This is a genomic window from Metabacillus dongyingensis (assembly GCF_019933155.2).
GTDB lineage: Bacteria > Bacillota > Bacilli > Bacillales > Bacillaceae > Bacillus_P > Bacillus_P dongyingensis.
Window position 1 is genome coordinate 3,404,338 of record NZ_CP082944.1, and the last position, 26,905, is coordinate 3,431,242.

General features: G+C 41.4%; 35 protein-coding genes and 1 riboswitch. Of the genes, 4 read left to right on the top strand and 31 right to left on the bottom strand.

Features of this window, described 5'->3' with window-relative positions:
- Positions 1-99: 99 nt before the first annotated feature.
- The 4 genes from K8L98_RS16785 to K8L98_RS16800 form a co-directional block, all read right to left on the bottom strand.
- Entirely contained in the window at positions 100-588 is a 489-nt protein-coding gene (locus tag K8L98_RS16785; protein ID WP_223436402.1) for a YpuI family protein, read from the bottom strand.
- Between the two features lie 27 nt (positions 589-615).
- Positions 616-984, bottom strand: coding sequence for a hypothetical protein (locus K8L98_RS16790; protein ID WP_420828873.1), 369 nt, complete (start codon positions 982-984; stop codon positions 616-618).
- 145 nt (positions 985-1,129) lie between these two features.
- Positions 1,130-1,714, bottom strand: a complete 585-nt coding sequence (gene scpB / locus K8L98_RS16795; protein WP_223436406.1) for an SMC-Scp complex subunit ScpB — start codon at positions 1,712-1,714, stop codon at positions 1,130-1,132.
- Between the two features lie 4 nt (positions 1,715-1,718).
- On the bottom strand, positions 1,719-2,465 hold the full coding sequence (locus tag K8L98_RS16800; protein ID WP_223436408.1) for a segregation/condensation protein A: 747 nt from the start codon (positions 2,463-2,465) through the stop codon (positions 1,719-1,721).
- A gap of 206 nt (positions 2,466-2,671) precedes the next feature.
- Between K8L98_RS16800 and K8L98_RS16805 the strand changes: the two genes are divergently transcribed.
- Both K8L98_RS16805 and K8L98_RS16810 read left to right on the top strand, forming a co-directional pair.
- Positions 2,672-2,767, top strand: a complete 96-nt coding sequence (locus tag K8L98_RS16805) for a YjcZ family sporulation protein (RefSeq protein WP_223436410.1) — start codon at positions 2,672-2,674, stop codon at positions 2,765-2,767.
- A 110-nt stretch (positions 2,768-2,877) separates the two neighbouring features.
- On the top strand, positions 2,878-3,408 hold the full coding sequence (locus tag K8L98_RS16810; RefSeq protein ID WP_223436412.1) for a DUF309 domain-containing protein: 531 nt from the start codon (positions 2,878-2,880) through the stop codon (positions 3,406-3,408).
- Positions 3,409-3,421: 13 nt separating this feature from the next.
- Here the strand turns inward: K8L98_RS16810 and K8L98_RS16815 are convergent, their stop codons facing one another.
- From K8L98_RS16815 to K8L98_RS16840, 6 genes are all read right to left on the bottom strand, one after another.
- Entirely contained in the window at positions 3,422-3,778 is a 357-nt protein-coding gene (locus K8L98_RS16815) for a GNAT family N-acetyltransferase (RefSeq protein WP_223436414.1), read from the bottom strand.
- Positions 3,779-3,968: 190 nt separating this feature from the next.
- The gene (gene ribH, locus K8L98_RS16820) at positions 3,969-4,433 is read right to left on the bottom strand and encodes a 6,7-dimethyl-8-ribityllumazine synthase (RefSeq protein ID WP_133310295.1); all 465 of its coding nucleotides are present in this window, start codon (positions 4,431-4,433) and stop codon (positions 3,969-3,971) included.
- Between the two features lie 15 nt (positions 4,434-4,448).
- A complete protein-coding gene (locus tag K8L98_RS16825; RefSeq protein ID WP_223436416.1) occupies positions 4,449-5,645 on the bottom strand; it encodes a bifunctional 3,4-dihydroxy-2-butanone-4-phosphate synthase/GTP cyclohydrolase II in 1,197 nt (398 codons plus the stop codon).
- A gap of 14 nt (positions 5,646-5,659) precedes the next feature.
- Positions 5,660-6,304: a riboflavin synthase gene (gene ribE, locus K8L98_RS16830; protein WP_223436418.1), complete on the bottom strand. Its 645-nt coding sequence runs from the start codon at positions 6,302-6,304 to the stop codon at positions 5,660-5,662.
- Positions 6,305-6,310: 6 nt separating this feature from the next.
- Positions 6,311-7,399 (bottom strand): bifunctional diaminohydroxyphosphoribosylaminopyrimidine deaminase/5-amino-6-(5-phosphoribosylamino)uracil reductase RibD, encoded by a 1,089-nt coding sequence (gene ribD / locus K8L98_RS16835; protein WP_223436420.1) that lies wholly within the window; start codon positions 7,397-7,399, stop codon positions 6,311-6,313.
- Positions 7,400-7,545: 146 nt separating this feature from the next.
- A riboswitch (FMN riboswitch) is annotated at positions 7,546-7,692 on the bottom strand.
- A gap of 409 nt (positions 7,693-8,101) precedes the next feature.
- Positions 8,102-8,536 carry a peptidylprolyl isomerase gene (locus K8L98_RS16840; RefSeq protein ID WP_223436423.1) on the bottom strand — a complete coding sequence of 145 codons (435 nt, stop codon included), beginning with the start codon at positions 8,534-8,536 and terminating at the stop codon, positions 8,102-8,104.
- 193 nt (positions 8,537-8,729) lie between these two features.
- Here K8L98_RS16840 and K8L98_RS16845 point away from each other — a divergent pair, with 193 nt between their 5' ends.
- Entirely contained in the window at positions 8,730-9,611 is an 882-nt protein-coding gene (locus K8L98_RS16845; RefSeq protein ID WP_223436424.1) for a DUF1002 domain-containing protein, read from the top strand.
- Positions 9,612-9,652: 41 nt separating this feature from the next.
- Here the strand turns inward: K8L98_RS16845 and lysA are convergent, their stop codons facing one another.
- The 19 genes from lysA to spoIIM form a co-directional block, all read right to left on the bottom strand.
- Positions 9,653-10,975, bottom strand: a complete 1,323-nt coding sequence (gene lysA, locus K8L98_RS16850; RefSeq protein ID WP_223436426.1) for a diaminopimelate decarboxylase — start codon at positions 10,973-10,975, stop codon at positions 9,653-9,655.
- A 139-nt stretch (positions 10,976-11,114) separates the two neighbouring features.
- Entirely contained in the window at positions 11,115-12,590 is a 1,476-nt protein-coding gene (locus K8L98_RS16855) for a spore germination protein (RefSeq protein WP_223436428.1), read from the bottom strand.
- A complete protein-coding gene (gene spoVAEA, locus K8L98_RS16860; RefSeq protein ID WP_223436429.1) occupies positions 12,550-13,155 on the bottom strand; it encodes a stage V sporulation protein SpoVABEA in 606 nt (201 codons plus the stop codon). The genes K8L98_RS16855 and spoVAEA overlap by 41 nt, the downstream gene beginning before the upstream one ends.
- Positions 13,156-13,164: 9 nt before the next feature.
- Positions 13,165-13,515, bottom strand: a complete 351-nt coding sequence (gene spoVAE, locus K8L98_RS16865; protein ID WP_223436431.1) for a stage V sporulation protein AE — start codon at positions 13,513-13,515, stop codon at positions 13,165-13,167.
- A complete protein-coding gene (spoVAD, locus tag K8L98_RS16870; RefSeq protein WP_223436433.1) occupies positions 13,515-14,537 on the bottom strand; it encodes a stage V sporulation protein AD in 1,023 nt (340 codons plus the stop codon). Before spoVAD ends, spoVAE begins: the two co-directional genes overlap by 1 nt.
- Positions 14,538-14,555: 18 nt before the next feature.
- Entirely contained in the window at positions 14,556-15,011 is a 456-nt protein-coding gene (gene spoVAC, locus K8L98_RS16875; RefSeq protein WP_223436435.1) for a stage V sporulation protein AC, read from the bottom strand.
- 19 nt (positions 15,012-15,030) lie between these two features.
- Entirely contained in the window at positions 15,031-15,453 is a 423-nt protein-coding gene (locus K8L98_RS16880) for a stage V sporulation protein AB (RefSeq protein ID WP_223436436.1), read from the bottom strand.
- The gene (locus K8L98_RS16885; protein ID WP_223436438.1) at positions 15,443-16,063 is read right to left on the bottom strand and encodes a stage V sporulation protein AA; all 621 of its coding nucleotides are present in this window, start codon (positions 16,061-16,063) and stop codon (positions 15,443-15,445) included. The genes K8L98_RS16880 and K8L98_RS16885 overlap by 11 nt, the downstream gene beginning before the upstream one ends.
- A 418-nt stretch (positions 16,064-16,481) precedes the next feature.
- Positions 16,482-17,240: an RNA polymerase sporulation sigma factor SigF gene (sigF, locus tag K8L98_RS16890; protein WP_223436440.1), complete on the bottom strand. Its 759-nt coding sequence runs from the start codon at positions 17,238-17,240 to the stop codon at positions 16,482-16,484.
- Positions 17,241-17,251: 11 nt separating this feature from the next.
- Positions 17,252-17,692 (bottom strand): anti-sigma F factor, encoded by a 441-nt coding sequence (gene spoIIAB / locus K8L98_RS16895; protein WP_223436442.1) that lies wholly within the window; start codon positions 17,690-17,692, stop codon positions 17,252-17,254.
- Entirely contained in the window at positions 17,689-18,042 is a 354-nt protein-coding gene (gene spoIIAA / locus K8L98_RS16900) for an anti-sigma F factor antagonist (protein WP_223436444.1), read from the bottom strand. Before spoIIAA ends, spoIIAB begins: the two co-directional genes overlap by 4 nt.
- A gap of 139 nt (positions 18,043-18,181) precedes the next feature.
- Positions 18,182-19,342 carry a D-alanyl-D-alanine carboxypeptidase family protein gene (locus tag K8L98_RS16905; protein ID WP_223436446.1) on the bottom strand — a complete coding sequence of 387 codons (1,161 nt, stop codon included), beginning with the start codon at positions 19,340-19,342 and terminating at the stop codon, positions 18,182-18,184.
- Positions 19,343-19,460: 118 nt separating this feature from the next.
- Complete coding sequence (locus K8L98_RS16910) at positions 19,461-20,765, bottom strand: pyrimidine-nucleoside phosphorylase (RefSeq protein ID WP_223436449.1); 1,305 nt, start codon at positions 20,763-20,765, stop codon at positions 19,461-19,463.
- Positions 20,765-21,610: a purine-nucleoside phosphorylase gene (locus tag K8L98_RS16915; protein ID WP_223436451.1), complete on the bottom strand. Its 846-nt coding sequence runs from the start codon at positions 21,608-21,610 to the stop codon at positions 20,765-20,767. Before K8L98_RS16915 ends, K8L98_RS16910 begins: the two co-directional genes overlap by 1 nt.
- A gap of 13 nt (positions 21,611-21,623) precedes the next feature.
- Entirely contained in the window at positions 21,624-22,811 is a 1,188-nt protein-coding gene (gene deoB, locus K8L98_RS16920; RefSeq protein ID WP_223436453.1) for a phosphopentomutase, read from the bottom strand.
- A 307-nt stretch (positions 22,812-23,118) separates the two neighbouring features.
- Positions 23,119-24,012, bottom strand: a complete 894-nt coding sequence (xerD, locus tag K8L98_RS16925) for a site-specific tyrosine recombinase XerD (RefSeq protein WP_223436455.1) — start codon at positions 24,010-24,012, stop codon at positions 23,119-23,121.
- Positions 24,013-24,018: 6 nt separating this feature from the next.
- Positions 24,019-24,243: a YqzK family protein gene (locus tag K8L98_RS16930; RefSeq protein ID WP_223436457.1), complete on the bottom strand. Its 225-nt coding sequence runs from the start codon at positions 24,241-24,243 to the stop codon at positions 24,019-24,021.
- A gap of 112 nt (positions 24,244-24,355) precedes the next feature.
- Entirely contained in the window at positions 24,356-24,817 is a 462-nt protein-coding gene (gene fur, locus K8L98_RS16935) for a ferric iron uptake transcriptional regulator (protein ID WP_223436459.1), read from the bottom strand.
- A 114-nt stretch (positions 24,818-24,931) separates the two neighbouring features.
- The gene (spoIIM, locus tag K8L98_RS16940; RefSeq protein WP_223436461.1) at positions 24,932-25,582 is read right to left on the bottom strand and encodes a stage II sporulation protein M; all 651 of its coding nucleotides are present in this window, start codon (positions 25,580-25,582) and stop codon (positions 24,932-24,934) included.
- A 123-nt stretch (positions 25,583-25,705) separates the two neighbouring features.
- On the opposite strand from spoIIM, the gene K8L98_RS16945 reads away from it, so the two are divergent.
- Positions 25,706-26,269 (top strand): GNAT family N-acetyltransferase, encoded by a 564-nt coding sequence (locus K8L98_RS16945; protein ID WP_223436463.1) that lies wholly within the window; start codon positions 25,706-25,708, stop codon positions 26,267-26,269.
- Here the strand turns inward: K8L98_RS16945 and K8L98_RS26910 are convergent.
- Complete coding sequence (locus K8L98_RS26910; protein ID WP_223436465.1) at positions 26,266-26,400, bottom strand: VanZ family protein; 135 nt, start codon at positions 26,398-26,400, stop codon at positions 26,266-26,268. The genes K8L98_RS16945 and K8L98_RS26910 overlap by 4 nt on opposite strands.
- On the bottom strand, positions 26,340-26,849 hold the full coding sequence (locus K8L98_RS16950) for a VanZ family protein (protein WP_223436466.1): 510 nt from the start codon (positions 26,847-26,849) through the stop codon (positions 26,340-26,342). The genes K8L98_RS26910 and K8L98_RS16950 overlap by 61 nt, the downstream gene beginning before the upstream one ends.
- Positions 26,850-26,905 lie beyond the last annotated feature (56 nt).

Sequence of the window (26,905 nt, forward strand, 5' to 3'; positions counted from 1 at the left end):
GAACGTTAAATTTGAAAAACAGCGTGCCAAATACTCCAAAGCAGCCTGAAATGACAATAAAAAAACAGCTGTCCTGAAAGTACAGAACAGCTGCTTTTATTATTTTGACTGTATCATTTTCGTACGATAATCTGTCTCGTAGTATTCAAGTTCCTCGCGGATTTCCTGAAAACCGCTTTCGAGAGAGGCAATCATGGCCTTAAGTGTATCCGGAGCAGGGTGGCGGTATTTAATTGCATTTTTGCCTGTATAGGCAGATCTGCTGTCTTCATACCATACATCATTTTTCGGATTATAAAATTCTTCAATGCACTGATGATAGATTTTATAGAGCGCTTTTTCCGCTGCCGGCTTTCTGAATGGCTCATTTTGAAGAACGATGCGGCATGCTTCAAGTCCCTCTTCACAATAAACAGACAGTCTTCTCAAGTTTCGGAAAAGGTCCTCATAGTACGTTTCATCCCCGGCTGTTTCATCCAAAAATGATGAAATTGTGGATTGATTTAAAAACGTATTCAGCTGCTTGACGACGTTTCCTAAAAATACTTCAACTTGTTCTGTTTGTGCTTTTACGATCATATTTCCCATTAAAACACATCCTTTCAAATTCTTAAGCTATTCTTTATGTATGGGTGTTTTTAGCTTTTGAACAACTTCAGACAACTTCAGTGTTTGATTCCGGTTGATATCCGGTATCCATTCAATTGCCGCACGAAGGTCAATTCCCTGCAGATACATAAGGAATTCTTCTTCTGTGTTTATATAGAGCCTTTTGCGCTCTAGAAGTGCTTCGTTTTGAATGATGCATATCAGCGCCATTACGTCTTTGATGCACAGGCCGGTCCCTTCAAAGAGAAATGCATTTCGCTCTCTGAATACGTCTTCGAAATACCGCACATACAACACATAAAACGTTTTTTCAGCCTTTTTTGACACAATTGTGACTTCAGAGCGGTTAAAAAAATCTTCGGATGTATTCGGCATCTCTTTTTCTAATTCATACCCTCTGCAGTTTTTTATAATCACCTAATTGCACCCCTATGCGTTTTTCATTCAAAAAAAGGAACAAAGTTATTCCTTTGTCCCGTTCTCCTCTATTTTATCATAGGTGATGGTGCATTTGTGTAAATTATTTGATTTCTTCAAAAGTTTGATTGAAATTCTCAAAAAAGAGATCGGCCTCTTCATTAAAGGAATCATCATCGTCTTTTTCAGGGAGAGGAGGGAGTTCTTTTATCGTTTTTAATCCGAAGTATTCAAGAAACTCCTTCGTCGTTCCATATAAAATTGCTCTGCCGGTACCTTCAGCCCGGCCCACTTCTTTCACAAGAACTTTAGAAGCCAGTGTTTGCAGCGGGCGCTCAGATTTCACACCGCGAATCTCTTCTATTTCAGCTCTTGTAATTGGCTGGCGGTATGCTACAATCGCCAGAATTTCAAGAGCAGCCTGAGATAAAGCTGTGTGATTCGGTGTCTCAACCAGTTTTTTTAAATAATCGGCATGCTTTTTTTTCGTTGTTAACTGAAAGACTCCCGCTACTTCAATCAGTTCGATGCCGCGCTGTTTTTTCTTATAATCATTCTGAAGTTCCTGTATGACTTCAATAATCGTTCCCTCTTCTGTCTCAAGAACGGATGTCAGCTGTTTCATTGACAGTCCTTCATCGCCTGCAGCAAATAGAAGTGCTTCAATGATGGATTTCCATTTTTCCAAGGTTTTATAACCTCCCCAGAATATAAATTTCTGAAAAATTTTCTTCTTGTTCAATCATGATGCTGTTTTTTTTCATCAATTCCAAGATGGCAAGAAATGTGACAACGAGGTGATCCTTTTGATTTGACGGGAAAAGCTCAGTGAATTTTCGGCGCCCTGGATTCCGCTTAAATTCGAGAAGAATTTCATCCATTCTCTTTTCAATCGGTATTTCCTGTCTTGCAATTCTAGTCTGCAATGGTTTCTGCAGCTTTTTTCTCCGCATCATCTTTTGAAATGCCCCAAGCATATCGTAGATCGTTACATTCATAGATTCTTTATCAAATACAGGTTCACCGGCAAATTCACTCAAATCGCTCGGCGGTTTTGTATAGACCTGAGAACGTTCTTCCTCCATATGTCTCAAATCATCCGCTGCCTCTTTATACTTCCTGTATTCAATCAGCCTTCTCATCAGTTCATCCCGCGGATCTTCCTCGGGTTCAAATCCAAATTCATCTTCCACCAGTTCTTCCTCGTGTTTTGGGAGGAGCATTCCGCTTTTAATGGAGAGCAAAGTCGCTGCCATCACTAAATATTCAGAGGCAACATCAAGCTGCAAGTCTTTCATCGTATGTATATAAAGCATATACTGCTCTGTAATTTCAGCTACCGGAATATCGTATATATCAATCTCGAGCGTATTAATTAAATGCAAAAGAAGATCGAGCGGCCCTTCAAATGCGTCAATTTTCACTTTGTACTGCAACATCATCCCACCACTTCATTCTGTACCATTCATTTCGGCTACCCTATAGTATAGAACATTCGGGTTCCAATCTCCAATACTTATTTTCAGGCGGTGAAAGTCCGCTGATTCAAAAAAAGTCCAGAATTGTGATAAACGCCCAAACAAACACAAGACCACCCACATATGATACCTATGTAAATGCAAGATGCTTAAGGAGGAACATGCAAATGGGAGATAAAGGTTTTGGTTACGGTTCAGGCTTTGCATTAATCGTTGTATTATTTATTTTGCTGATTATTGTCGGAGCTGCTTGGTTTTACTAGTTTTCATTCAAAAGGTGCTCTTAGTGAGCACTTTTTGTATTTTATAAAGGGCAAGTCATTTCTTTTATGCTACACTGAAATTTACATAAGTTTAAATAGAAGGTGATTTTTTGTATCCGAAGCCATATATTGAGTACCTTGTTCATTTTCATGGAGACCGTGATTATTTTGAATGCCATGAAGTGCTTGAAGAATATTGGAAAGAAGATCCCCCAGGGCAGAGAAAGATACACTGGGTTGGTCTTATCCAAATAGCGGTGGGCCTTTATCATTACAGAAGAAGCAACTGGAAGGGCGCTCACAGAATGATATCAAATGCCCTCGCCATATTGGAGGAAGAAAAAGACGCACTGCTCTCCCTTGGATTAAATCCTGAGAAAACAACAGAACTATTAAGAAAAAGAAGCAAAGACATCGAAAATAAACGGCCATACAAAAGTATCAATCTGCCGCTGGAAGACAGCGATCTTCTTAAAACATGCATTGAATACTGCGAAAACCATCAGCTGCAATGGGGACATCCAAGCGACTTATCAAATGATTTTCTTATTCATAAGCATTCGCTGCGGGACCGGAGCGATGTGATTGCGGAACGAAAGAACAGCCTGATCCGCAAACAGCAAAAAACAGATGAAGCATAAGCTTCATCTGTTTTTAATCGCAATCCAGTTCCTTGCATTTTTCAAAAAATGCTTTCGTATGTTCGTCTGGGATAACTGTTTTTGCCTTGTACTGTTCTTTTAATGCCGTCACCATTTTCTTGCCGATTCCCTGATGACGATGAGAAGGGTTCACACTTACATGCTGCATCTTCACGAGATCATCATCCTCGAATACTACTCCGATAGTTCCAATGATATCTTCATCTTTCCATAGAAACAGCTGCCATTTCTCATCTGTTTCATATTGTTTCATCGTCTGCTGCAAATGTTTTAAATCTTTTTCATTTGGCATAAAAGACAGAAGACCCATTGCAATTTTTTCAAAGCTTTTTTTATAGCGAATTAACATATGAACCCCTCATTAACGAAATAACCTTCCGATTAGAGAAAGCAAAAACAATAAACTTGCGCCTATCATGATGTAAAATAAAATTCTTTCCTGATTTCTTCCCTTATCCTTTTGATCATGATTCATGAAGAATCACTCCTCAGAACATTATAAACAGTTTTTCCCGCATTTTAAACACTTTTGCCTAAAATTAATCCATTGTACGCATTAAATTCGCCATTTCAATCGCTGCAACCGCTGCTTCATAGCCTTTATTCCCAGCTTTAGTTCCCGCTCTTTCAATAGCCTGTTCAATTGATTCGGTTGTCAAAACTCCGAAGATAACCGGTACTCCTGTGCTCATTGAAGCTTGAGAAACTCCTTTAGCAGCTTCATTGCAGACATAATCATAGTGGGTTGTAGAACCTCTAATGACAGTTCCCAGAGTAATGACTGCATCATATTTATTTGAAGATGCCATTTTTTTGGCAACCAGCGGAATCTCAAATGCTCCAGGCACCCATGCAAGCTCAACATTCTCATCTTCTACTCCATGGCGTTTTAGAGCGTCAACTGCTCCGCTTAATAGCTTGCTTGTAATAAACTCATTGAATCTTCCTACGATGATCGCTACTTTTAATCCTGATCCGACTAAATTACCCTCATATGTTTTCATGTATAGTTCCTCCGATTATAAGTTTAGTAAGTGTCCAAGTTTTCCTTGCTTTGTTTTCATATAGCCTTCATTTTCCTTCTTGGAAGGCATTTGAATAGGCACGCGGTCCACTACAGTAAGACCGTATCCTTCAAGTCCTGCTATTTTTCTCGGATTGTTTGTCAACAGCTTCATTTCTGAAACACCAAGATCTCTTAAGATTTGAGCACCAATTCCATACTCTCTTAAATCATCTGCAAATCCAAGCTTGTGATTGGCTTCAACTGTATCATATCCTTCTTCCTGCAAAGCATAGGCCTTCATTTTATTCAGCAGGCCGATTCCTCTGCCTTCTTGTCTCATATATAAGAGGATGCCGCTTCCCGCTTCCTCGATTTGAGACAGCGCTGCATGCAGCTGCGGTCCGCAGTCGCACCGGTTCGATCCAAATACATCTCCAGTCAGACATTCAGAGTGAACACGGACAAGCGTCGGCTGATCCTCTGAAATTTCACCTTTCACAAGGGCAATATGCTCTTTCCCGTCCAATATATTTGAATATCCGACTGCTCTGAACATGCCGAATTCAGTAGGGAGTTTTATATCCGCTTCTCTTTTCACGAGAGCATCTGACATATTGCGGTAATGAATCAAGTCCTTGATTGTAATCATTTTTAAGTCAAGCTCTTTTGCAATTTCAATTAAATCAGGAACCCGTGCCATTTCGCCGTCTTCTTTAATAATTTCACAAATGACGCCGACAGGGCTTGCTCCGCAGAGTTTAGCCAGATCGACAGCTGCCTCTGTATGCCCTGATCTTCTTAAAACTCCGCCCTCTTTTGCAATAAGAGGGAAAATATGGCCAGGTCTTTTAAAATCCAGCGGCACTGCATCTTCTTTTAAAATGGCTTTAATGGTTTCTGATCTTTCAGCAGCACTGATTCCTGTTTTGGTTGTTTTGTAATCAATGCTGATCGTAAAAGCAGTGCCATGCGGATCTGTATTGTCATTTACCATAGGATGAAAATTAAATTTCTCAGCATATTCTTCTGTCAGAGGAACACAAACCAGACCTCTGCCATGCTTAATCATGAAGTTAATAACCTCTGGCGTTGCATAATCTGCCAGCGCAATAAAATCACCTTCATTTTCGCGGTCTTCATCATCTACTACGATGACTGTTTTTCCAAGCTTTAAATCGTCTAACGCTTCTTTAATGGAATGAAATGTCATGGTGATCCCCCATTCTAATAAAAACCATTTTCTTTTAGAAAGTCCGTTGTTAAAGATGAAGATGCCGGATTTGACTGCATCACAAACTTTTTGACATATTTCCCGAGCATATCGCATTCGATATTTACGGTATCCCCAGCCTTTTTGCCTCCGAGAACTGTTTCCGACAATGTGTGGGGAATAATCGAGACTGTTACTTTTTCATCCTCTAAACCAAAAATGGTTAAGCTGATGCCGTCAATCGCTATAGATCCCTTCATTACCAGGGATGATGTCATTTCTTTACTGACCTTGATCTCATAGTAGACCGCATTGGCTGAAGGCTTTTTGCGGATGATGGTTCCAGTGCCGTCGACGTGACCTGTTACAAAATGGCCTCCAAAGCGTCCATTGGCGGACATCGCCCTCTCCAGGTTGACGGATGAACCAGGCTTAAGAAAATTCAGGGAAGTTGCTTTTACTGTTTCAGGCATCACATCCACAGTGAACGATTTAGACGTAAAAGCAGTAACTGTTAAACAAACGCCATTTACGGAAATACTGTCTCCAAGATTCACATCTTCCGTAATTTTCTCAGCATGAACCGTCATCTCAATTGCTTCTTCTGTTCCCTGCATATTCGCGATTGTGCCGATTTCTTCAATGATTCCGGTAAACATTCCATTTCACCCCTCTTTTTTAACACAGACTATTTTGAGATCATCACCGAGAATCTCAGTTTGTTTTATTTTTAAACGAATCGCCTCATTTATTCCTCTGAATCCTGCGCCGCCAACAGCGGGAGGGGCATCTTTTCCGCCGATGAGCATGGGGGCAGCATAGCTCACCACTTCATTAAATAACCCGCTTTTTATAAAACTTCCATGAACGGCAGCGCCGCCTTCTACGAACAGCGATGTGATGTTTTTTTCTCCAAGCAGGAGGAGCAAATTGTCTATTTCAATAGCCGGCGTATTCATTTGAATGATAACGGCTTTTTTCTTCTGAAAAGATGCTATTTTTTCAGGTGAAACTCCGCTGCCAGTGATGATCCAGGTTTCCGATAGACCATCATTGACTACAGCTGCAGTTTCAGGTGTTCTAAGATGCGTATCCAAAACAATTCTGACAGGCTGCTTTTTCGGGTTTTCAAGTCGGCAAGTCAGGGATGAATCATCTTTTATTACCGTTTCGACGCCAGCAAGAATTGCATCATGCAGCTCCCGGTATTTGTGAACATCAAGTCTTGCCTCTTCACCTGTGATCCATTTGCTTTCACCTGTGACAGTCGCCGTTTTCCCGTCTAGACTGCCCGCCCATTTTAATGTTACAAAAGGACGTTTTGTTTGAATGAAATGAAAGAAGACCTTATTCAGCGCTTCTGCTTCGCTATTTAAAACTCCTGAAACCACTTCGATTCCAGCAGCTAGAAGCTTCTTAATCCCTCTTCCTGCAACAAGCGGATTCGGGTCTTCCGCTGCAATGACCACTCTTTTCACCTTTGAAGAAATGAGAAGATCAGCGCATGGAGGTGTTTTTCCATGATGACTGCAAGGCTCGAGCGTAACATAGACGGTTGAATCCTCAGCTTCAGCTCCTGCCATCCTGATGGCATGAACTTCTGCATGAGGTTCACCAGCTTTTAAATGTGCGCCCATTCCAATCATTTGACCGTTCTTCACCACTACAGCACCCACAAGCGGATTCGGACTTGTTTGTCCTGAACCCTGTTCTGCTAGCTGAAGTGCCACTTTCATATAATCCTGATCTTCCAATGTACTGCCTCCCTTTAAAGTAAAAATAAAAAGCCCAAGGTAATAAATACCTGGGGCTTTGTAAGGGATTTCAGTCACATATGCATGTCAAACAAGAGTACTATTCATCTGTTTTTTCAGAAAAATAATACCCATACGTTCACATTGTGTTCCTTCTCCCATCCAGACTATACTGTCGGCTCTAGATTTTCACTAGATCCACCGCTTGCAGTTCATGCAAGTCGGGTCACGGACTTAAAAGCTTCTGCTTTATCACCGCCGGTTGGGAATTTCACCCTGCCCCGAAGGATTTCAATGAATTATGAAGTTTTCCTTGCTACTATCTTATCGGGATTAGACCAAAAATGCAATCTTTTAATCTCTGAGTTTTCAGATGGGAAATGATGTGCTGGTGCTGTGATTGAATTAGATCGGGAGATAGGTATCCTGGTGTTATCAGGTACCCAATTAGGGCACTCTATTCAGGAAAAACGCTATTCCAGGTACCAAAAACGATTGGGTGTTCAGACGAGCTGGATAAAGGAGTTCTTGGATTTAAACATCTGTAGATTCATTAGTTCCAGCGGTTCGGAGCGACTCTTCAACTTCAATTAATCACTCCTTCACCTAATCTTATATCAGACAAAAATATTCTGCATATGCCTGAAATCTGTTCAAAACAATCAAAAAGCTGCCCCCTAAAGGACAGCTTTAAAATCATGCTTATTCTTCCCAGACTTTAACTTCTTTCATGACATCGCCTTGCTTGATTTTATAAATGTTGTCCATGCCTTCAATCACTTGGCCGAAAACAGTGTGAACGCCATTTAAATGCGGCTGCGGCTCGTGTACGATGAAGAACTGGCTGCCGCCTGTGTCTTTACCAGCATGAGCCATTGATAATGCTCCTGCTACATGCTTGTGAGGGTTTCCTGCTGTTTCACATTTAATAGAATAGCCAGGGCCGCCTGCACCTGTGCCCGTAGGATCTCCGCCCTGTGCAACAAAACCTGGAATAACACGGTGGAAGTTTACTCCGTTGTAAAATCCTTCGTTTGCAAGCTTCTCAAAGTTTTCAACTGTTTTTGGCGCTGCCTCAGGATAAAATTCGATCACTAATTGATCGCCATTTTCCATTGTAATTTGACCTTTTTTCATATGTATGAAACCTCCTGCTTCTTTTTTTCGTCTAATAGACTGAACGTTATTCATTCTACTATAATACGTTCAAGAAAGCCAAGGAGATCGTCTGCCGCCGCAGCAAGAAGGTACATCAGTGAAAAAATTCTGTCGCCAATCAGAAAAAAATACTATAATGAAGGTTGCTGTCATGAACTAAGGAGGACTTTTTTTGAAAAAAATATTGGTTTCTATAATGGCGTTTGCATTATTTGCTTTCCCGACTATCGGGCTTGCTGATGCAGCTGCCGGAGATAAAATTATCACACTCGGAAAGAACTTAACAGAAGCGCAGAAGCAGTCTATGCTTGCTGAGATGGGCGCTGATGACAATTCACAGGTTATTGAAGTTACGAATGAAGAAGAACATAAATATTTAGGCAACTACATTCCTAAAGCCCAGATTGGAACGAAGGCTATTTCATCATCAGCTATTACGATCGAAAAAAGCGGATCTGGTCTTGAAGTAAATACAAAAAACATTAATTGGGTAACAGACGAAATGTACTTGAATGCCCTTATGACAGCTGGCGTAAAAGATGCAACTATCCAGGTTACAGCTCCTTTTGAAGTATCCGGAACTGCGGCGCTTACCGGACTATTAAAGGCGTACGAAGTTACTTCTGAGGAAACCATTCCAGAAGAAGTAAAACAGGTGGCAAACGAAGAGCTTGTCAAAACAGCAGAGCTTGGGGATAAAGTCGGCGAAGAAAACGCAAGTGCGCTGATGGCGAAAATTAAAGAAGAAATCGCAAATAACGGCGTACCGAAAACAGATGCGGAATTCCGCGAGTTAATTGAAAAAGCGGCAAGCGACCTTGGCATCACTCTATCAGAAGAAGAAATTAACAGCCTCGTTGCATTATTTAACAAAATGAAAGATGTGAACGTTGACTGGGATCAAGTGGGGCAGCAGCTTGATAAAGCAAAGGACAAGATTTCAAACTTTATAGATTCAGAGGAAGGACAAAACTTCCTTGATCAGCTGAAGGAATTCTTCATCGCCCTCTGGGATGCGATCATTTCCATTTTCAGCAATAAAGATAATGCATAAAAAAAAGACGAGCCGGCGAGCTCGTCTTTTTTTTTTACATATTAGCTTTGTGGCACTTTTGATTTTAATGGCAGATCCAGAGCAACTAAATCCTGATACGTTTCTCTTTTAATTACAAGCTGTTCCTCTCCATTTTCCGCAAACACAACTGGAGGACGCGGAATACGATTGTAATTGTTCGACATGGAATAACCGTAAGCTCCTGTACAGAATACAGCAAGCAGATCTTCAGGATTTGCCTTTGGAAGCGGAAGGTCCCAAATCAGCATATCTCCGCTTTCACAGCATTTTCCTGCAATTGAAACAGACTCATCATTTTTATCATTCATGCGGTTTGCAAGGGCCGCTTCATATTTTGCCTGATAAAGAGCAGGGCGGATATTGTCGCTCATTCCGCCATCAACAGAAACATACTTGCGGATATTTGGAACTTCTTTCTCAGAGCCTATGGAATAAATAGTTGTTCCCGCATCGCCTACAAGTGAACGCCCCGGTTCAATCCAGATTTCCGGCATCTGAATGCCGCTTTCAGCCACATGGCCTTTTATACTTTTAACGATTTTTTCAACATAATAAGTAGCCGGCAGCGGTTCATCCTCTTCAGTGTAGCGGATGCCGAATCCTCCGCCTAAATTCACAACTTTCGGTTCATATTGGAAGGTCTCCCTCCAATAACCGACTTTCGTGAAGATTTTTTCAGCAGCAAGGACGAAACCGGTGGCATCGAAAATCTGCGATCCAATGTGGCAATGGTAGCCGAGCATGTTAAATGCAGATGATGAAAGGACATTTTCCATCGCACGTTCTACTTGTCCGTTTTGCAGATCAAAACCGAATTTCGAATCCTCTTGACCTGTTGTTATATAGTCATGAGTGTGCGCTTCCACTCCAGGAGTAACCCTGAGAAGAATCGGCACAGCTGTGTTTTCTTGTGCAGCAAGTTCTTTCAGCAGCTCAATTTCGTGAAAATTATCAACAACAATACAGCCGATTTTTAGCTTGATCGCCATTTCTAATTCTTCTTTGCTCTTATTATTGCCATGAAAGTGAATTCTTTCGGTTGGGAAACCTGCTGTGACAGCTGTATAAAGCTCTCCTCCTGAAACAACATCCAGTGATAAGCCCTCTTCTTCAACCAGCTGAAACATAGCAACGGATGAGAAGGCTTTGCTTGCATATGCAACCTGCGCCTTCACTCCTAGCTTTTCAAATGTATTCTTAAAGCTTCTCGCACGGTCGCGAATAAGCGCAACATCATAGATGTAAAGGGGTGTTCCATATTTCGATGCCAGTTCGGCCGCATCGACTCCGCCAATTTCAAGGTGATTCCGCTCGTTAACTTTACTGGTTCCATGTAAGAACAATTTAACATTCCCTCTTTCTTCTCCGGTAAAAAGGACAAAAAGACAGTCGCTGAACCATAGCTTTTAACAACTGTCCATTTGTTCGTTTCCTTGAGGTAAATTAAACTTACAATATCATAAATGCCATGCACTTTCAATCTTACTTAGGCTGTTTTCTTACATTTTGAGGATGGACTATACTCGGCCTGATTTTCGCTCCCGGAACTGACGTGCGAATGAGTATCTGCCAAAATGCTTTTGGATTAAATGGAAGGAACGGCCATAGGTACGGCGTATTCAGAGACCGGATGTGTGTCAGAAATAAAAAGATGACAGTTGCGCCAATGACTAATCCTTCTGCCTTGAATAAAGCAACTGACAGCAGCAGAACAAGCCGCACCATCTTATTGGCGATGCTGAGCTCATAGCTTGGAGTAGCAAACGTGCCAATCGCAGCAATGGCCACATAAAGAATAACTTCCGGTACAAAGAGTCCTACATCAATTGCAATTTGTCCAATCAATGCTGCTGCAATTAATCCCATTGCAACAGACAGGGCGGTTGGCGTATGAATGGCTGCCATCCTTAAAAATTCGATCCCGAGATCAGCCATGAATATCTGTACGACAATCGGAATATTTTTTTGCTCATTCGGGCCGATATATGCAATGTTCTCAGGCAGCAGCGAAGGCTGGAGCACATACATAAACCACAGCGGAACGATAAAGATAGAGCCAAGGATCCCAAGGAAACGAACCCACCTTAAAAAAGTTCCGACAGCCGGCGCCTGACGGTACTCTTCTGCATGCTGAACGTGGTGGAAGTAGGTTGTCGGTGTAATAATGACACTAGGCGACGTATCCACAATTATTAAAACATGCCCTTCTAATAAATGATTGGCCGCTACATCTGCCCGCTCTGTGTATCTGACAAGCGGAAATGGATTATATCCCTGTTTAACCAAAAATTCTTCCACCGTTTTGTCGGCCATGGTCAGACCGTCAATTTTAATCGTTTCGAGCTCTTTTTTAACAACCTCGATCAGATTCGGATCTGCAACATCTTCTATGTAGCAAAGACAGATATCTGTTTTTGAACGCTCACCGACCTTCATCATCGAATACCTTAAGCGTTCATCTCTGATTCTTCTTCGAATCAGCGCTGTATTTACAATGATATTTTCTACAAATCCGTCTCTGGATCCGCGGACAACTTTTTCGGTATCTGGTTCCTCAGGGTTTCTGCCGGGATAGCTCCTTACATCAACAACCAGCCCGTAATCGCACCCTTCAATCATAAAGACGACAAGGCCTGACAGCACTTGATCAACGGCTTCATCAATCGTTTTAATCCTTTGAACCTGCTGATTGACTAAGCGGTTTTCGATGATTTCGTTGACTTTCATCTTCTCATATTCAAAATCATTAATCTCAATTAATTCTTTTAAAAGCTGAATGATGAAGGATGTATCGCAAAGACCATTTACATAATACAGATTTACCCCAATGCCCATCACAGTAATTTTACGGACACCCAAGTCAAAACTCTGATTTAAACCTACATGGTTTTTAAAATAATTCTCATTAACAACGAGCTTAGGAGAGATTGATGTCTTTTGTTTCACGTTTTCGCTCATCTGCCATGCCGCTCCTTTCAAGAATCAGTTCTACCGCCTTCATTGTTATCGGTGATCCATGATCCACACTGTCTTTACGGGCCATTTTGCCAATATCGCCAATCCCTACAATAATAGGAACATCAAGTGTATCAAGACAATAAACTGTATCTCCTGTCATTTTTCCAACTTCGTATTCACGGATGCCGCTCTTATCTACCCCATATTCGGATATAAGGCCGTCTCTATCGATAGAAACATCAATATTCGTCCACTCTGAGCCATGTGTCTTAGCGGCAACCGCAATGACTCCAAGCACCTCGATTTGCGGATGCTTTGCCACATATAAAAGCGCTTTTTCACCAGGTCCCTCTTCTAATAAGCCGCAATCATCGAACATGACAAAAACGGGATCATAAGGTGTTTTCATAATTAACTTCACAATCTCAGGTCCTGTCAAAAAAGTCGGATTTCCTTTTGATTGGGAAATGCACCTTCCGCCAACCTGCTTTGCAGCATAGGCAATCGCTTTGGCTGCATAAACATCCCCATCTGTAACCATTATGACCCTTCTCGTTTCTGTCATAGGATGATCTTATCCTTTCGGCTTAAAAATAACTGCTACAAAAAAAGCAAAGACGATTGCTGAAGAAATACCCGCTGAAGTTAATTCAAAAATTCCGATTCCAATTCCAATAATTCCGTGTTCATCGGCCTGTTGCATAGCACCATGCAGCAATGAATGACCAAAGCTTGTAATGGGCACTGTTGCCCCAGCTCCTGCAAATTTAATAAAATTATCATAAATGCCGAATCCGTCAAGAATCGCACCTGCAACAACAAATGAACTCATTACATGTGCAGGTGTTAATTTAGCCACATCGAGCAGCAATTGGCCAATAACGCATATGGCCCCGCCTACTACAAACGCAATTAGATATTCCATTATCCGTTCACACCCCTGTTCACACGTTCAAACACGACGCCATGAGCAATTGTCGGAATCGATTCTTTTTGCTGAATCATGGTCGGACTAAGCAGCGCACCTGTTGCAACAACCATCACACGATTAAGATTTCCGCTTTTCAATTCTTTGAAAATATGGCTGTAGGTGACCACAGCAGAACACCCGCAGCCGCTTCCTCCGGCAAAAACGTTTTGATCCGGCCGATAAATCATCAGTCCACAGTCATTATGATTTGCAGAAACATCATATCCTTCTTCTTTCAGGAGCTCCTTTAGAATCGGGCTTCCTACAGAAGCTAAGTCCCCTGTCACAATCAAATCGTAGTCTTCAGGCTTTGTGTTTAAATCTTTAAAATGCTGGGCAATCGTATCGGCTGCTGCAGGTGCCATCGCGGAACCCATATCAAATGGATCCGTAATGCCAAGATCCGCCACTCTTCCTATCGTTGCTGAAGTAATCATAATGTCACTTGGATCACGGCTTACGATGACTGCCCCTGAGCCTGAAATCGTTGACTGTGCTGTATCCGGTTTTTGACCGCCATATTCTGTAGGATAGCGAAATTGCCTTTCAGCTGTTGCATTATGACTGCTCGTTGCTGCCATAACACGATTGGCAAACCCACCATCTACAAGCGCTGAGCTTACAGCCAGTGTTTCCATTGATGTTGAACAGGCACCAAACATACAAAGGAAAGGGATCTTATTTTGTCTGGCTGTATAATTTGCTGTCACGTTTTGATTTAATAGGTCTCCTGCAAGGAATAAATCAATATCTTCTTTCGTATAATTTCCTTTTTTCAAAGCATGCTCGATGGCATCTTCCATTAAACGCCGCTCAGCAAGTTCCCAGTTATCTTCATTGCAATGGAGATTATCATAGGTTTTGTCATATAATTTACCAAAAGGTCCGTCTGCTTCCTTTGGGCCGACAGCAGTCCCGCTGGACTGAACGTATATTTCATTCTCAAATTGCCATGTCTGTTTTCCAGTCAATCTCATTGTTCAGCACCTCCTCTTTTAAAATGCTAATCCGTATACATACCTGATTATCCCGACAACATATGCAGCAACAACCCCAAATACAATAACTGAGCCTGCAAGCTTAAACATGTTCGTTGCCACCCCGAGAACCAGACCCTCACTTCGGTGCTCAAGCGCAGCACTTGTCATGGAGTTTGCAAATCCCGTTACAGGAACAGCAGATCCCGCACCAGCAAATTGGCCGATTCGATCATAAATACCAAATCCCGTCAGCAGAGCTGATATAAGAATTAAAGTAGCTACAGTCGGGTTCCCCGCCGTTTTTTCAGTAAAGTCGAAAAAGTGCATATACATATTCTGAATGGCTTGACCTAAGATGCAGATAAGACCTCCAACGATGAAAGCCTTTATACAATTTAGAAGATAAGGCGGTTTAGGCTGATAGGGTTTAATTTTATTCTTGTAATCATCTTTCAGGTTTGATGTACTCATTTTTTTCACCTCTCGGGTATTATTGGTCAATAAAATAAAGCCAGTGAAATAACGATCCGGCTACTTTGCCAAAAACAATGGCCATCAATAAAATAACGATCTTATCAGCAATCCCAATCCGTTTGGCCAGAATAGGAAAGACATTTAAAACTTCTGTCAGCGCGGCAGCAAGCATTCCGATAAATATTCCATTGATTAATCCAATCGGAACGAGAAACAGCTCTGATAAGTAAAGCTTGGAATCCCTGAGGCTTACCCATCCGCCTGTAATGGCACCGGCTACGATGGCCCATTCATAAGCCTGAATTAAATCGACTGTTTTTGTAAGCTGCGTTAACCTGGGTATAATGCCTAGGACAGTTAAAAACGCTACAAATCCTGAGCCGACAGCAAGACCTCCTGAGAGCCCGATGAAAATGGTGATTAAGACATTAATTGTCATCAATTTTCTTCGTGCTCTCTTTATTTTCTTTCATAGATACGTACATATCCATATCAAGCTGGTAGTTGAACATTTCCACTTCAAGAGGACTGGGCTCTTCATTAATTCTCTTCTTGAAAAGATGATTGAAGAAAAGAATCATCCCTAAACCGAGGCCAATGGAGTAAGGAATTTGCAGGAGAAGGGGATGTTCGGATGTCTCACCTGTAATAATGGTATAAAGACGCTTGTGTACAAGCTGCATGCTGACATCTTCGTGAAAATTCATAATCGCAAGAGCTGCTCCCACAAAGAGGAGGAGCCATACGAGTGCAAATAGAACAGGCGAATACGTTTTCTTCTGATATACAATCTCAACAATCGTCTGTGCTGGCCCAACCGCCTGAACATCTATATCAGGATCTGTTTTATGTACTGCAGACAGCACACGCATGACATCAATCACGACAATGTTTTTATCGCTCGGCTGAACTTGGTGGACCTCAAGCTCTCCAATCATGTCGCGCAGCTGTTCTTCCGCAACAATTTGGGCAATCATAGAGACGGTTATACAATCGTCCGGATAGACTTGTACGCGATGACGCAGTCTGATGTACACCGTTTTTTCCATCACATTTCACTTCCTGAAAATAGGATTGTATATGTAGTATGCATTGGAAGAATTTATATCATGCAGAAAGCACGAATGGTCCATTAATTACCAAAGCTGTATTCCTAACGCTATTGCTTATTTGTTGTTTACCTGGATTTGCCTTCTAACTATTGACCCCGGCAGCTAACTCACCGAATTAATGGCCTCACTAAAAGGCATCCTACACTGAAGTTGCCTTTATAAAATGAAATTCTTCTAAAAACCCTTCTAAAATGGTCTCTTTCTAATAAGTATCGTATAGTTTCCTTCACCCAGATGAAATCTAATCCAGTCATTTCACTCGCCTTCAAAGCTCAAAAAAAGTATGCCCGGTTATTCCCTGTTTATTTTCTGAAAAACAAAAAAGACACATCCCTATCGGATATGTCTTTTCCAACTATTGATCCATGCGGTCTTTCATCTGCTGCAGAATTTTCTTCTCTAGCCTCGATACTTGTACCTGCGATATGCCAAGCCGCTCAGCAACTTCTGATTGCGTCTGGTCCTTGTAATACCTTAAGTAAACGATCAGCTTTTCACGTTCATCGAGTTCTTTGATTGCATCCTTAAGGACGATTTTATCAAACCACTTGGTCTCTCCTGAATCAGCTATTTGATCAAGGAGTGTGATGGGATCACCGTCGTTTTCATAAACGGTTTCATGGATGGAGGAAGGTGCGCGTACCGCTTCTTGTGCAAGAACGACTTCTTCAGATGTGATTTCAAGGTAGGCTGCGATTTCAGAAACAGTCGGCACCTTGCCTAATGATTTTGATAGATCATCTTTAGCTCTTCTGATTTTATTTCCCAGTTCTTTAAGGGAACGGCTCACTTTAACTGTGCCGTCATCTCTGATAAAGCGTTGAATTTCACCAATTATCATCGGTACAGCGTAGGTTGAAAATTTAACATCGTACGATAAATCAAATTTATCAACCGATTTCAAAAGACCGATGCAGCCTATTTGAAACAGATCATCAGCTTCATAGCCCCGATTTAAAAATCTCTGAACAACTGACCATACAAGACGCATATTTTTCTCAACAATGGTATCTCTGGCTGATTGATCGCCCTGCTGGCTGCGCTTAATCAATTCTTTCACTTCATGGTCCTTTAACTGTGTTTTTGAGATATCGTTCTTTACCTCCACATCCATAGCAAGTCTCCTTAATTTACTAAAGCTTTGCTTTTCGATAAGTGTTTAGTAAGTTTTACTGCTGTACCCCGTGATTTTGATGATTCAATCTGCACTTCATCCATGAAATTCTCCATGATGGTAAAACCCATGCCTGATCGTTCAAGTTCCGGTTTTGTCGTATATAGAGGCTGTCTTGCTTCCTCTACATCAGGAATTCCCATGCCCTCATCTCTGATAGACAACCTGACGACACTGTCCTCGAGTGTTACCGAAATGTAAACAATTCCGCTTGGATCATTGTCATAGCCATGAATAATGGCATTTGTCACGGCTTCTGAGACAACTGTCTTGATTTCAGTTAACTCATCAAGTGTAGGATCAAGCTGAGCAATAAATGCTGCAACGGTAACCCGGGCAAAGGATTCATTTTGGCTGAGCGCTGAAAATTGAAGGTTCATTTCATTTCTCATGAAGCCACCCCCAATGTAATAAGCGCTTTTTCCTCCGATGGCTCCAGTCGAATGATTTTAAACAGTCCAGACATATCAAACAGTCTTTTTACTGAAGGTGAAATCGCACATACAACCATTTCACCGCCAAATTGCTTCACTTGCTTATATCTTCCAAGAATCACGCCTAAACCAGAGCTGTCCATAAAGGATAATTGCTCTAAATTCAAAACGATATGCTGAATGTCTTCTGATGCAAGAATTTCTGTCACTTTCTGACGTAATTCCTCCGCCGTGTGATGATCCAATTCACCGATCAGTCGTATGCACAGGACAGATTGCTTTACATCAAGCTCTACTGCTAGACTCATCCATACTCCTCCTTCAATTTCTGGATAATGTCTGTTTCGAGGTTTTGATGTGCTTTTCCTGCCCTATGACAAAACTAGTGCGGATTCGCCAACATCAGCTAGACTTCCTGATGTTTCTTATAGGTGAGTTTTTAAGTCATCAGCCTGATTTCGAGAAATCACCAAGCACTCGTTTAAAGAGAGTCCACCAGCGGGCCTGTTCAATATCGCTCTCAGCAACAAGCGGGCTTTCCACAACAATTTTATTGTCTTTTTTCAAAATCAGTTTTCCAAGTTCATCCCCTTTTTTAAGAGGGGCCTGCAAGTTCTGCTTCATCACGACTTCCTGAGTAACATCTTTGACACTTCCGCCTTTTTTCGTCAAAACAGAAATAGGCTCTGAAGTCACAAGGTTCAGATTTTTACTGTTCCCTTTGCTGATTTTCATCTTAGCCACAACTTCATTGCGTTTAAATAAAGGATGCGTTTGATATTGGCTGAATGCGTAATCAAGCATTTTAGTAACCTGCGCATTGCGGTCCTTTGGTGTTGGGGCACCCATGATGACAGCAATCACACGCATGTTGCCTTTTTTGGCTGTAGCAGTTAAACAATATTTCGCTTCATTCGTAAACCCTGTTTTTACGCCATCTACGCCTTTATAAAATTTCACAAGGCGATTCGTATTGACCAGCCAGAATTTCTTGGATGTATCCTGACGCAAATAATCTTCATATTGACCTGTGTATTTGGTAATGCCTTCAAATTTTAATAGCTCTTTTGCCATGACGGCCATATCATGTGCTGTACTGTAATGATCTTTTTCAGGAAGACCTGTTGGATTTTGAAAGGCTGTATTTTTCAGTCCAAGCTCTTTTGCCCGTTTGTTCATTTTTTCAACAAATGCATCTTCAGACCCTGAAATTCTCTCAGCCATGGCTACTGATGCATCGTTGCCTGAGGCAATCGCAATCCCTTTCAGCATTTCATGAACGGTCATTTCCTCTCCAGGCTCAAGAAAGATTTGTGACCCGCCCATAGAAGCAGCATGTTCGCTCGTACGGACTTTTTCATCCATTTTCAGCTGGCCTTTATCAATTTCTTCCATGATCAGCAGCATCGTCATAATTTTAGTCATACTTGCTGGAGGAAGTTTCTCATCACTGTTTTTATCATATAGAATGTTTCCGGTGTCACGTTCAATCAGCACAGCTGATCTTGCTTGATCTGCAAGCTTTACTGAACCTTCTTCTGCAAATGCCGGTGATGCAATAGTTAATATCATGGTGCTTAGCGCTACGGTAGATAGTAGACGTTTCATCTCCAAACCCTCCATTCTTATACACCCCATTTTTTCCAATTGAAGAAAAAATATACTTGCGGACAAGAAAAAATTGCATGCAAAAAGCCGGGATTTTCTCCCGGCTTTTCATGTGTGATTACTCTTTAATTGTATCATGAACAAGCGGCGGCGCTTTTACTGAGTCAGCAGTTACTTTAATGCTTTCATAAAGCTTTGCTTTTACTTGTTCTACATCTTTTTGATTACTGTAAATCGTCACAAGCGAGTCGCCCTTTTTAACAGCATCGCCGATTTTTTTATTCAGCATTAGGCCGACAGCAAGATCAATTTCTGATTCTTTCGTTGCTCGTCCTGCACCAAGCCACATTGCTGCAACTCCAACGGAATCTGCCACAATTTCAGAAACGTATCCGTCTTCTTTTGCTTCAAGCTCAATTTTGTAGCTTGCCTGCGGCATCTTGCTTGGATCATCTACAACTGAACCGTCTCCGCCTTGAGCTTCTAAGAAAATCTTCAGCGTTTCAAGTGCTTTTCCGTTTTGAATCACTTCCTCAAGCATTGCTCTTGCTTCCTCAAGTGAAGATGCTTTTTCAGCCAGGAAAACCATGTAGCTTCCAAGCGTTAGGCAAAGCTCATGAAGGTCTTCAGGTCCTTCGCCTTTTAATGTATCAATCGCTTCTTTAATTTCTAATGCATTGCCGATTGCATAACCGAGCGGCTGACTCATGTCTGAGATAACAGCCATTGTTTTGCGGCCGACCGCATTTCCGATTTCAACCATCGCACGGGCAAGATCTCTTGCATCCTCAAGATCTTTCATAAATGCTCCTGCTCCTGTTTTCACATCAAGAACGATGGCATCTGCACCTGCAGCGATTTTTTTGCTCATGATCGAGCTTGCAATCAGGGGAATGCTGTCAACAGTTGCAGTTACATCACGCAAAGCATAAAGCTTTTTATCTGCTGGAGTCAGGTTTCCGCTTTGACCAATGACAGCAATTTTATTCTGGTTGACCAATTTGATGAACTCATCATTTTCAATTTCAACATGGAAGCCCGGAACAGCTTCAAGCTTATCGATTGTGCCCCCAGTATGGCCAAGGCCGCGGCCGGACATCTTGGCAACCGGAACGCCGACTGCAGCAACTAGAGGTCCAAGCACAAGAGTGGTTGTATCGCCTACGCCGCCTGTGCTGTGCTTATCTACTTTAATGCCTTCGATCTTGCTTAGATCAATCGTATCACCTGAATGAACCATTTCCATTGTTAATTGAGCGCGCTCCTGCTTCGTCATTCCTTTAAAATAGATCGCCATTGTTAATGCACTCATTTGATAATCCGGAATATCGCCATTTGTATAGCCTTTAATAATAAAGCTTATTTCTTCATTCGTCAGTTCCTTGCCGTCACGCTTTTTTTCAATTAAGTCAACGATTCTCATTAGTTACCCACCCTTTGTCCGTTTGATTCGTGTATGTCTGCAACAATATTCTTAACCAGATTCAAGAAATTAGCTTTTACTTTTTCAGTCGTTTCCATCACTTCATCATGTGATAATGGCTGATCTAAAATACCGGCAGCCATATTTGAGATGCATGAAATTCCAAGCACTTTCATCCCTGCATGATTGGCTACGATTACTTCAGGCACTGTAGACATACCGACTGCATCTCCTCCAAGCACGCGTGCAAGACGCACCTCTGCAGGTGTTTCATATGCAGGCCCTGTGTTTCCTACATATACACCTTCCTGAACTTTAATGCCAAGCTCTGAAGCTGCATTTTTAGCAAGGGCTCTGAGCTCTCTGCTGTAAGCCTGCGACATATCAGGGAAACGGACGCCTAGATCAGAATCATTCGGTCCGATTAATGGGCTAGTCCCCATATTATTTATATGATCGGAAATAATCATTAAATCACCCGGTTCAAACGATTCATTCACACCGCCCGCAGCATTTGTGACGATAATTGTTTTTACACCCATTTCCTTCAGCACACGGACCGGGAACGTCACTTTTTTCATGTCGTACCCTTCGTAAAAGTGGAAACGTCCCTGCATAGCAACAACATTAGCACCTTTTAATGTGCCGAATACAAGCTGTCCCGCATGACCTTCTACAGTTGAAACAGGGAAGTTCGGAATTTCTTCGTAAGGAATTTTCACCGGATTTTCAATTTCATCAGCAAGGACTCCAAGGCCCGATCCTAAAATTAACCCGATCTCAGGCAAGTCTTTTACTTTTTCTTTCATAAATTGTGCAGATTGCTTAATTTCTTGGATATTCATTTAGCGCTCCCCCTTAATTCTTCAATTCCTGCAAGAAACTTTTTCCGTGCTTTGGCATGTTTACTTTAAAGTTGTCAGCAATTGCAGCCCCAATATCTGCAAACGTTTCACGGACCGGAAGCTCAGAACCGCTTTCGAATCTCGGACTGTATGCAAGCAATGGAACGTATTCACGCGTGTGGTCTGTTCCGTGATGAACAGGGTCATTGCCGTGGTCAGCTGTAATAATTAATAGATCATCCTCTTTTAATTTAGAGAGCAGTTCAGGAAGACGTGCATCATATTCTTGAAGAGCAAGGCCGTAGCCTTCCGGATCGCGTCTGTGGCCGAACAGGGCGTCAAAGTCTACAAGGTTTACAAAGCTTAGACCAGTGAAGTCGCGGTCTGCTGTTTCAGCAATCTTGTCCATGCCATCCATGTTCGATTTCGTGCGAATTGCATCTGTAATTCCTTCTCCGTCATAAATATCAGAAATTTTACCAATCGCAATAACATCCAGACCTCCGTCCTTCAGCTCATTCATTACCGTTCTCTCAAACGGCTTTAGGGCATAATCATGACGGTTTGGGGTTCTTTGGAAGTTACCCGGGTTGCCTACAAACGGACGTGCAATCACACGTCCCACCATATACTTCTCATCAAGCGTCATTTCACGGGCCATTTCACAGATCTTCAACTGCTCTTCAATTGGAACTATCTCTTCATGAGCTGCAATTTGCAAAACGGAATCAGCAGACGTATAAACAATGAGAGCTCCTGTTTTCATGTGCTCTTCACCCAGTTCATCTAAAATTTCAGTTCCTGAAGCAGGTTTGTTCCCGATGATTTTTCTGCCCGTTTTTTCTTCCAGTGCCTGGATTAATTCATCCGGGAAGCCATCCGGGAATACTTTAAATGGTGTTTCAATATAAAGGCCCATGATTTCCCAATGGCCTGTCATCGTATCTTTGCCGTTAGAAGCTTCTTTCATTTTCGTATAGAAAGCTTTTGGTTTTTCCTGGACAGGTATGCCCTGTATTTCTTCTATATTGCTTAAGCCAAGCTTTGCCATGTGAGGCATTTGCAGGCCGTTCATATGTTCTGCAATGTGGCCAAGCGTGTTTGAACCAGTGTCTCCAAAATCCGCTGCATCTGGCGCTTCGCCGATTCCCACTGAATCCATGACAATCAGAAATATTCTTTTATATGTATAATCAGACATGTAAATCCTCCTTTAATCGTTCAGAGATCACTCTTTGTATAACATTCCCAATTGTTCAGGAATGATTAGCCGCTTTTTAATGGTCAGAAGTCTGACATCTAAAGTATAAACCGTTTTCATGCCTTCTGACAATAGATAACTTGATATTCTTCTATAGTTCTGTTTTCCTTTTACAGGATTTTTTAAAACATTTAGCTGGATTACACAATATTCGTTCAGGTCATGGTGCTACATGACTCGTTTTGAAGCTCCTGCGGTACTTCTTCAAACCTAATAAAAAAAGCCACCGCATTTCCTGCGTATGACTTTAAGCTCTCGGATGATATTGTTTATATACATCTTTTAATCTAGTTTTTGAGACATGAGTATAGATTTGCGTTGTAGAGATATCGGCATGCCCAAGCATTTCCTGAACTGCCCTTAGGTCTGCCCCATTTTCAAGCAGATGGGTTGCAAAAGAATGACGAAGCGTATGAGGGGTAAGCTCTTTACTGATTCCTGCCTCAAGAGCAATTTTTTTGAGATTCTTCCAATAACCCTGTCTGGTCATGCGGTTTCCATGATGATTTAAAAACAAAGCTTCCGTTTGTTTTTTCTTTGAAGCTAATTTCGGTCTGCCCTTTTCGATATAGGATTCTAATGCCTCTGCTGCTGTTCTGCCAATTGGAACGATGCGCTCCTTGTTCCCTTTTCCGAAACAGCGGATAAATCCCATTGTTAAATGAACATCGCTCAAATCAAGATTAATCATTTCACTCACCCGGATGCCTGTTGCATAAAGAAGCTCAAGCATGGCTTTATCCCGATAGCCGAATGGCGAGATCAATTTAGGAGTTTCAAGCAGTTTTTCAACTTCAGTGAGTGATAATACTTTCGGCAGTGTCCGTTCAACTTGAGGAGATTCTATATGTACAGTAGGATCATGATCGACTGCTTTTTCTCTTAGAAGAAATTGGTGAAAATTGCGGATGGATGCGGTATGGCGTGCAATCGTCTTGCTTGATTTTCCCGCTTCCTTCAATGATTTTAAAAAATGAATAATTGATAGTCTGGTCACATCTTGAAATGAAGTGATTTGCTGCTGTGCAGTAAGAAATTGATGATAGCTCTTTAAATCGCGTTCATACGATATGATTGTGTTATGGGAAAGTCCTCTTTCCACAACCAGGTAATGCATGAAATCCTGAATTTGATCTTTCAATTTCCTCTACTCCCCGTTTAAATAGAAGAAAAACAGTCGATTCAGCCAGTGCTCTTCTTCGTCAGCCACCATTTTCGTGACTTTCAGGGCCGCACCCTCAGGCTGATCATATCGGTGAATTTCTTCATACTCTAAGTTAATCCAAATGATAGCATAATAGAAAAGAATCGTAAATCCAGTAAACAGAATAAATACTTTTAACATGTCAAATAGTGTTCTCGCTGCTCTCATTGCGGCAGTCCTCCTTTGGCCGGTCTTTCATCTTACCTAAAACATATGCCAAAAAGGACAAACTTTATACTAGTAAAAACAAAAAAAACCTCTCCTGTTTAACTGGAAAGGTTTATTGTTCATCTTCTTTCTGTTCTTTTTCCTGACAGCGGTAGCAAATGCCATGAAACGTCAGACGATGATCTTTAATTTTAAAATTGAAGTCGCGTTCTACAATCTGCTCAACATCTTCTAAGAGGTCATCTTCAATTTCAGCGACTGAACCGCATTCGATGCACACAAGATGATGGTGAAAATGTGCTGCGCCTTCTTTTCTTAAGTCATAGCGTGATACGCCATCTCCAAAATTTATTTTATCGACAATTTTAAGTTCTGTAAGTAGCTCCAACGTCCGATAAACAGTTGCTAAACCAATCTCTGGCGCCTTTTCCTTAACGAGGAGGTAAACATCTTCAGCACTCAAGTGATCTTCTTCGCGTTCAAGCAAAACCCTGACGGTAGCTTCACGCTGAGGAGTCAGCTTATAGCTGGATGAATGCAACTGCTTCTTTATACGCTCAATTCTGCTTTCCATAACACACATTCCTCCCTCGCCACGTTCCTCATTCATTATATCAAAAGAAAGGGATGTGTCCAACGAAAATAATTACAATCTAATAAATGAAATCATTATTAAGTAAAAACTATTCTATTTTGAAACAAGTTCAATTATGTTTTTCATGAGAATCGGCGACGCATAAGCCTCAAGAGTTGAGGCGATAATCGTCAGTGCCGAAATAAACATAAAAACAGCCGCGTATTTCGTAAAAAGTGCGAAAGGCGATTCTGTCAAATTTGTTTTCTTCATCAGCAGCTGCTTGACAATTTTCAATGAGAAAGAGATGGCAACCGTACCCATGATAATAAATGCCGGTATTAAGATTATATTTTGAGGCAAAACCGATACAAATGAAAGCAAAAAGCCTTGCCATCCCATTTGATTCACTAAAAAACCTACCGTAAATCCTACGACCATTCCTTTTAAGAATAACATAATCAGAATAACCGGCAACCCGATAATTGAGATGCCAAGCACCCACATCAGACCAAGATATTTCAGGTTATGAAAGAAACTCTGCTGAAGCATTTCAACCGAGCTTGCCACTTTCCCTTCAGATACTTGTCCGAAAAACCTGCTTAAATAAAAATACAAATCTTCTTTTTGAGTAAAATTCATGCTGTTGACAATGACCGCACCGAAAATAACCCCCATCAAAAACAATACAAATACAAATACATAAAGCGATGAGCGTTCTTTTATATGCTGAAAAATCATTGCTTTTAATGGATGTTTGCGCATATACCTTCCTCCTAGCGTTCTCTTACTAGATTGTATGAAAAAAGGAAGAAACTATGCCATTCTATCATTGCATTTTTTTCCAAGTGTTATATAATACTAAAAAATCAGAAAGGCGGTTTTGTCTTGAAAAATCCTTTATTAATTGATTTTCCGACTGAAATTACGACAGAAAGACTCTGCATCCGGGCTCCCCGTCCAGGCGATGGAAAAGAAGTCAATGCCGCCATCAATGAATCTATGAATGAGCTTAAACCGTGGATGCCTTTTGCTCAAAAGCCTCCGACACTCGAAGAGACGGAAGCAAATATCAGACAATCGTGCGCGAAGTTCATTTTGCGCGAGGATCTGAGGCTGCTCATTTTTAATCGTAAGAAAGGCCACTTTATTGGAAGCACCGGTTTTCACCGGATGGACTGGGATGTACCTAAGGTAGAGATTGGGTATTGGATTTCAACGAAATATGCTGGAAAAGGCTATATGACGGAAGCAGTTGAAGCTCTGACGCTGTTTGCAGTAAAAGAATTCGGCGCTAAACGTGTGGAAATCAGATGTGATCCTGAGAATATAAGAAGCCGCCGCATACCAGAGAAATTGGGATTTATATTAGAAGGAGTTCTAAGGCAGGATGATGTTTCAGCAGACGGCATGTCATTGCGTAATACATGCGTCTTTTCAAAGATTTTTTAATTTTCTTTCACATAAACAGCTTTGCTGAAAATTGGAAAGAAAGCATATCCTGCAAATATACCAAAAACATTTAAAATGAGATCATCCATATCAAGGCTGCCCCTGTTTGCTGCAAATTGTGCGATTTCCACTGCTGCGATACAAACACAGAATAGGCAAATGTTTTTCTCATTGAAGCTGCTCTGCTCTTAAGGAAAATGCCATATGGGATAAATAAACCGATGTTAGCAGCAAGATTATAGACGGCAATAATCGGTGAAACCTGTCCTGAAAAATAATAGCTGATCGTGTAAAACGGCACGAGATTATAGCTGTTCCCTCCAGAATCCGGTCTAATAAACAGCAAGATCAGCAGACCAACCGTATATAGGATAAGACAAGCATGAAACAGTTTTTGCGGGACAACCATCACCTGCTTCTTCCATAAAAAAAGAAGTAATGCCGCTAGCGCCGTGACACAGAACCATACAACAGCAATGACAATCGGGTGTAAATAAGCAGTTAAGCTCAGCCATAGCGGCAGCAGCAGAAAAAAATTACTTTGTGAGACCGCAAGTGAAATCAAATACGTTTTTATCATGTTCTAATACCTTTCAAACTTATATTTGCTGAAGGCACTTCACATTGAAGTGCCTT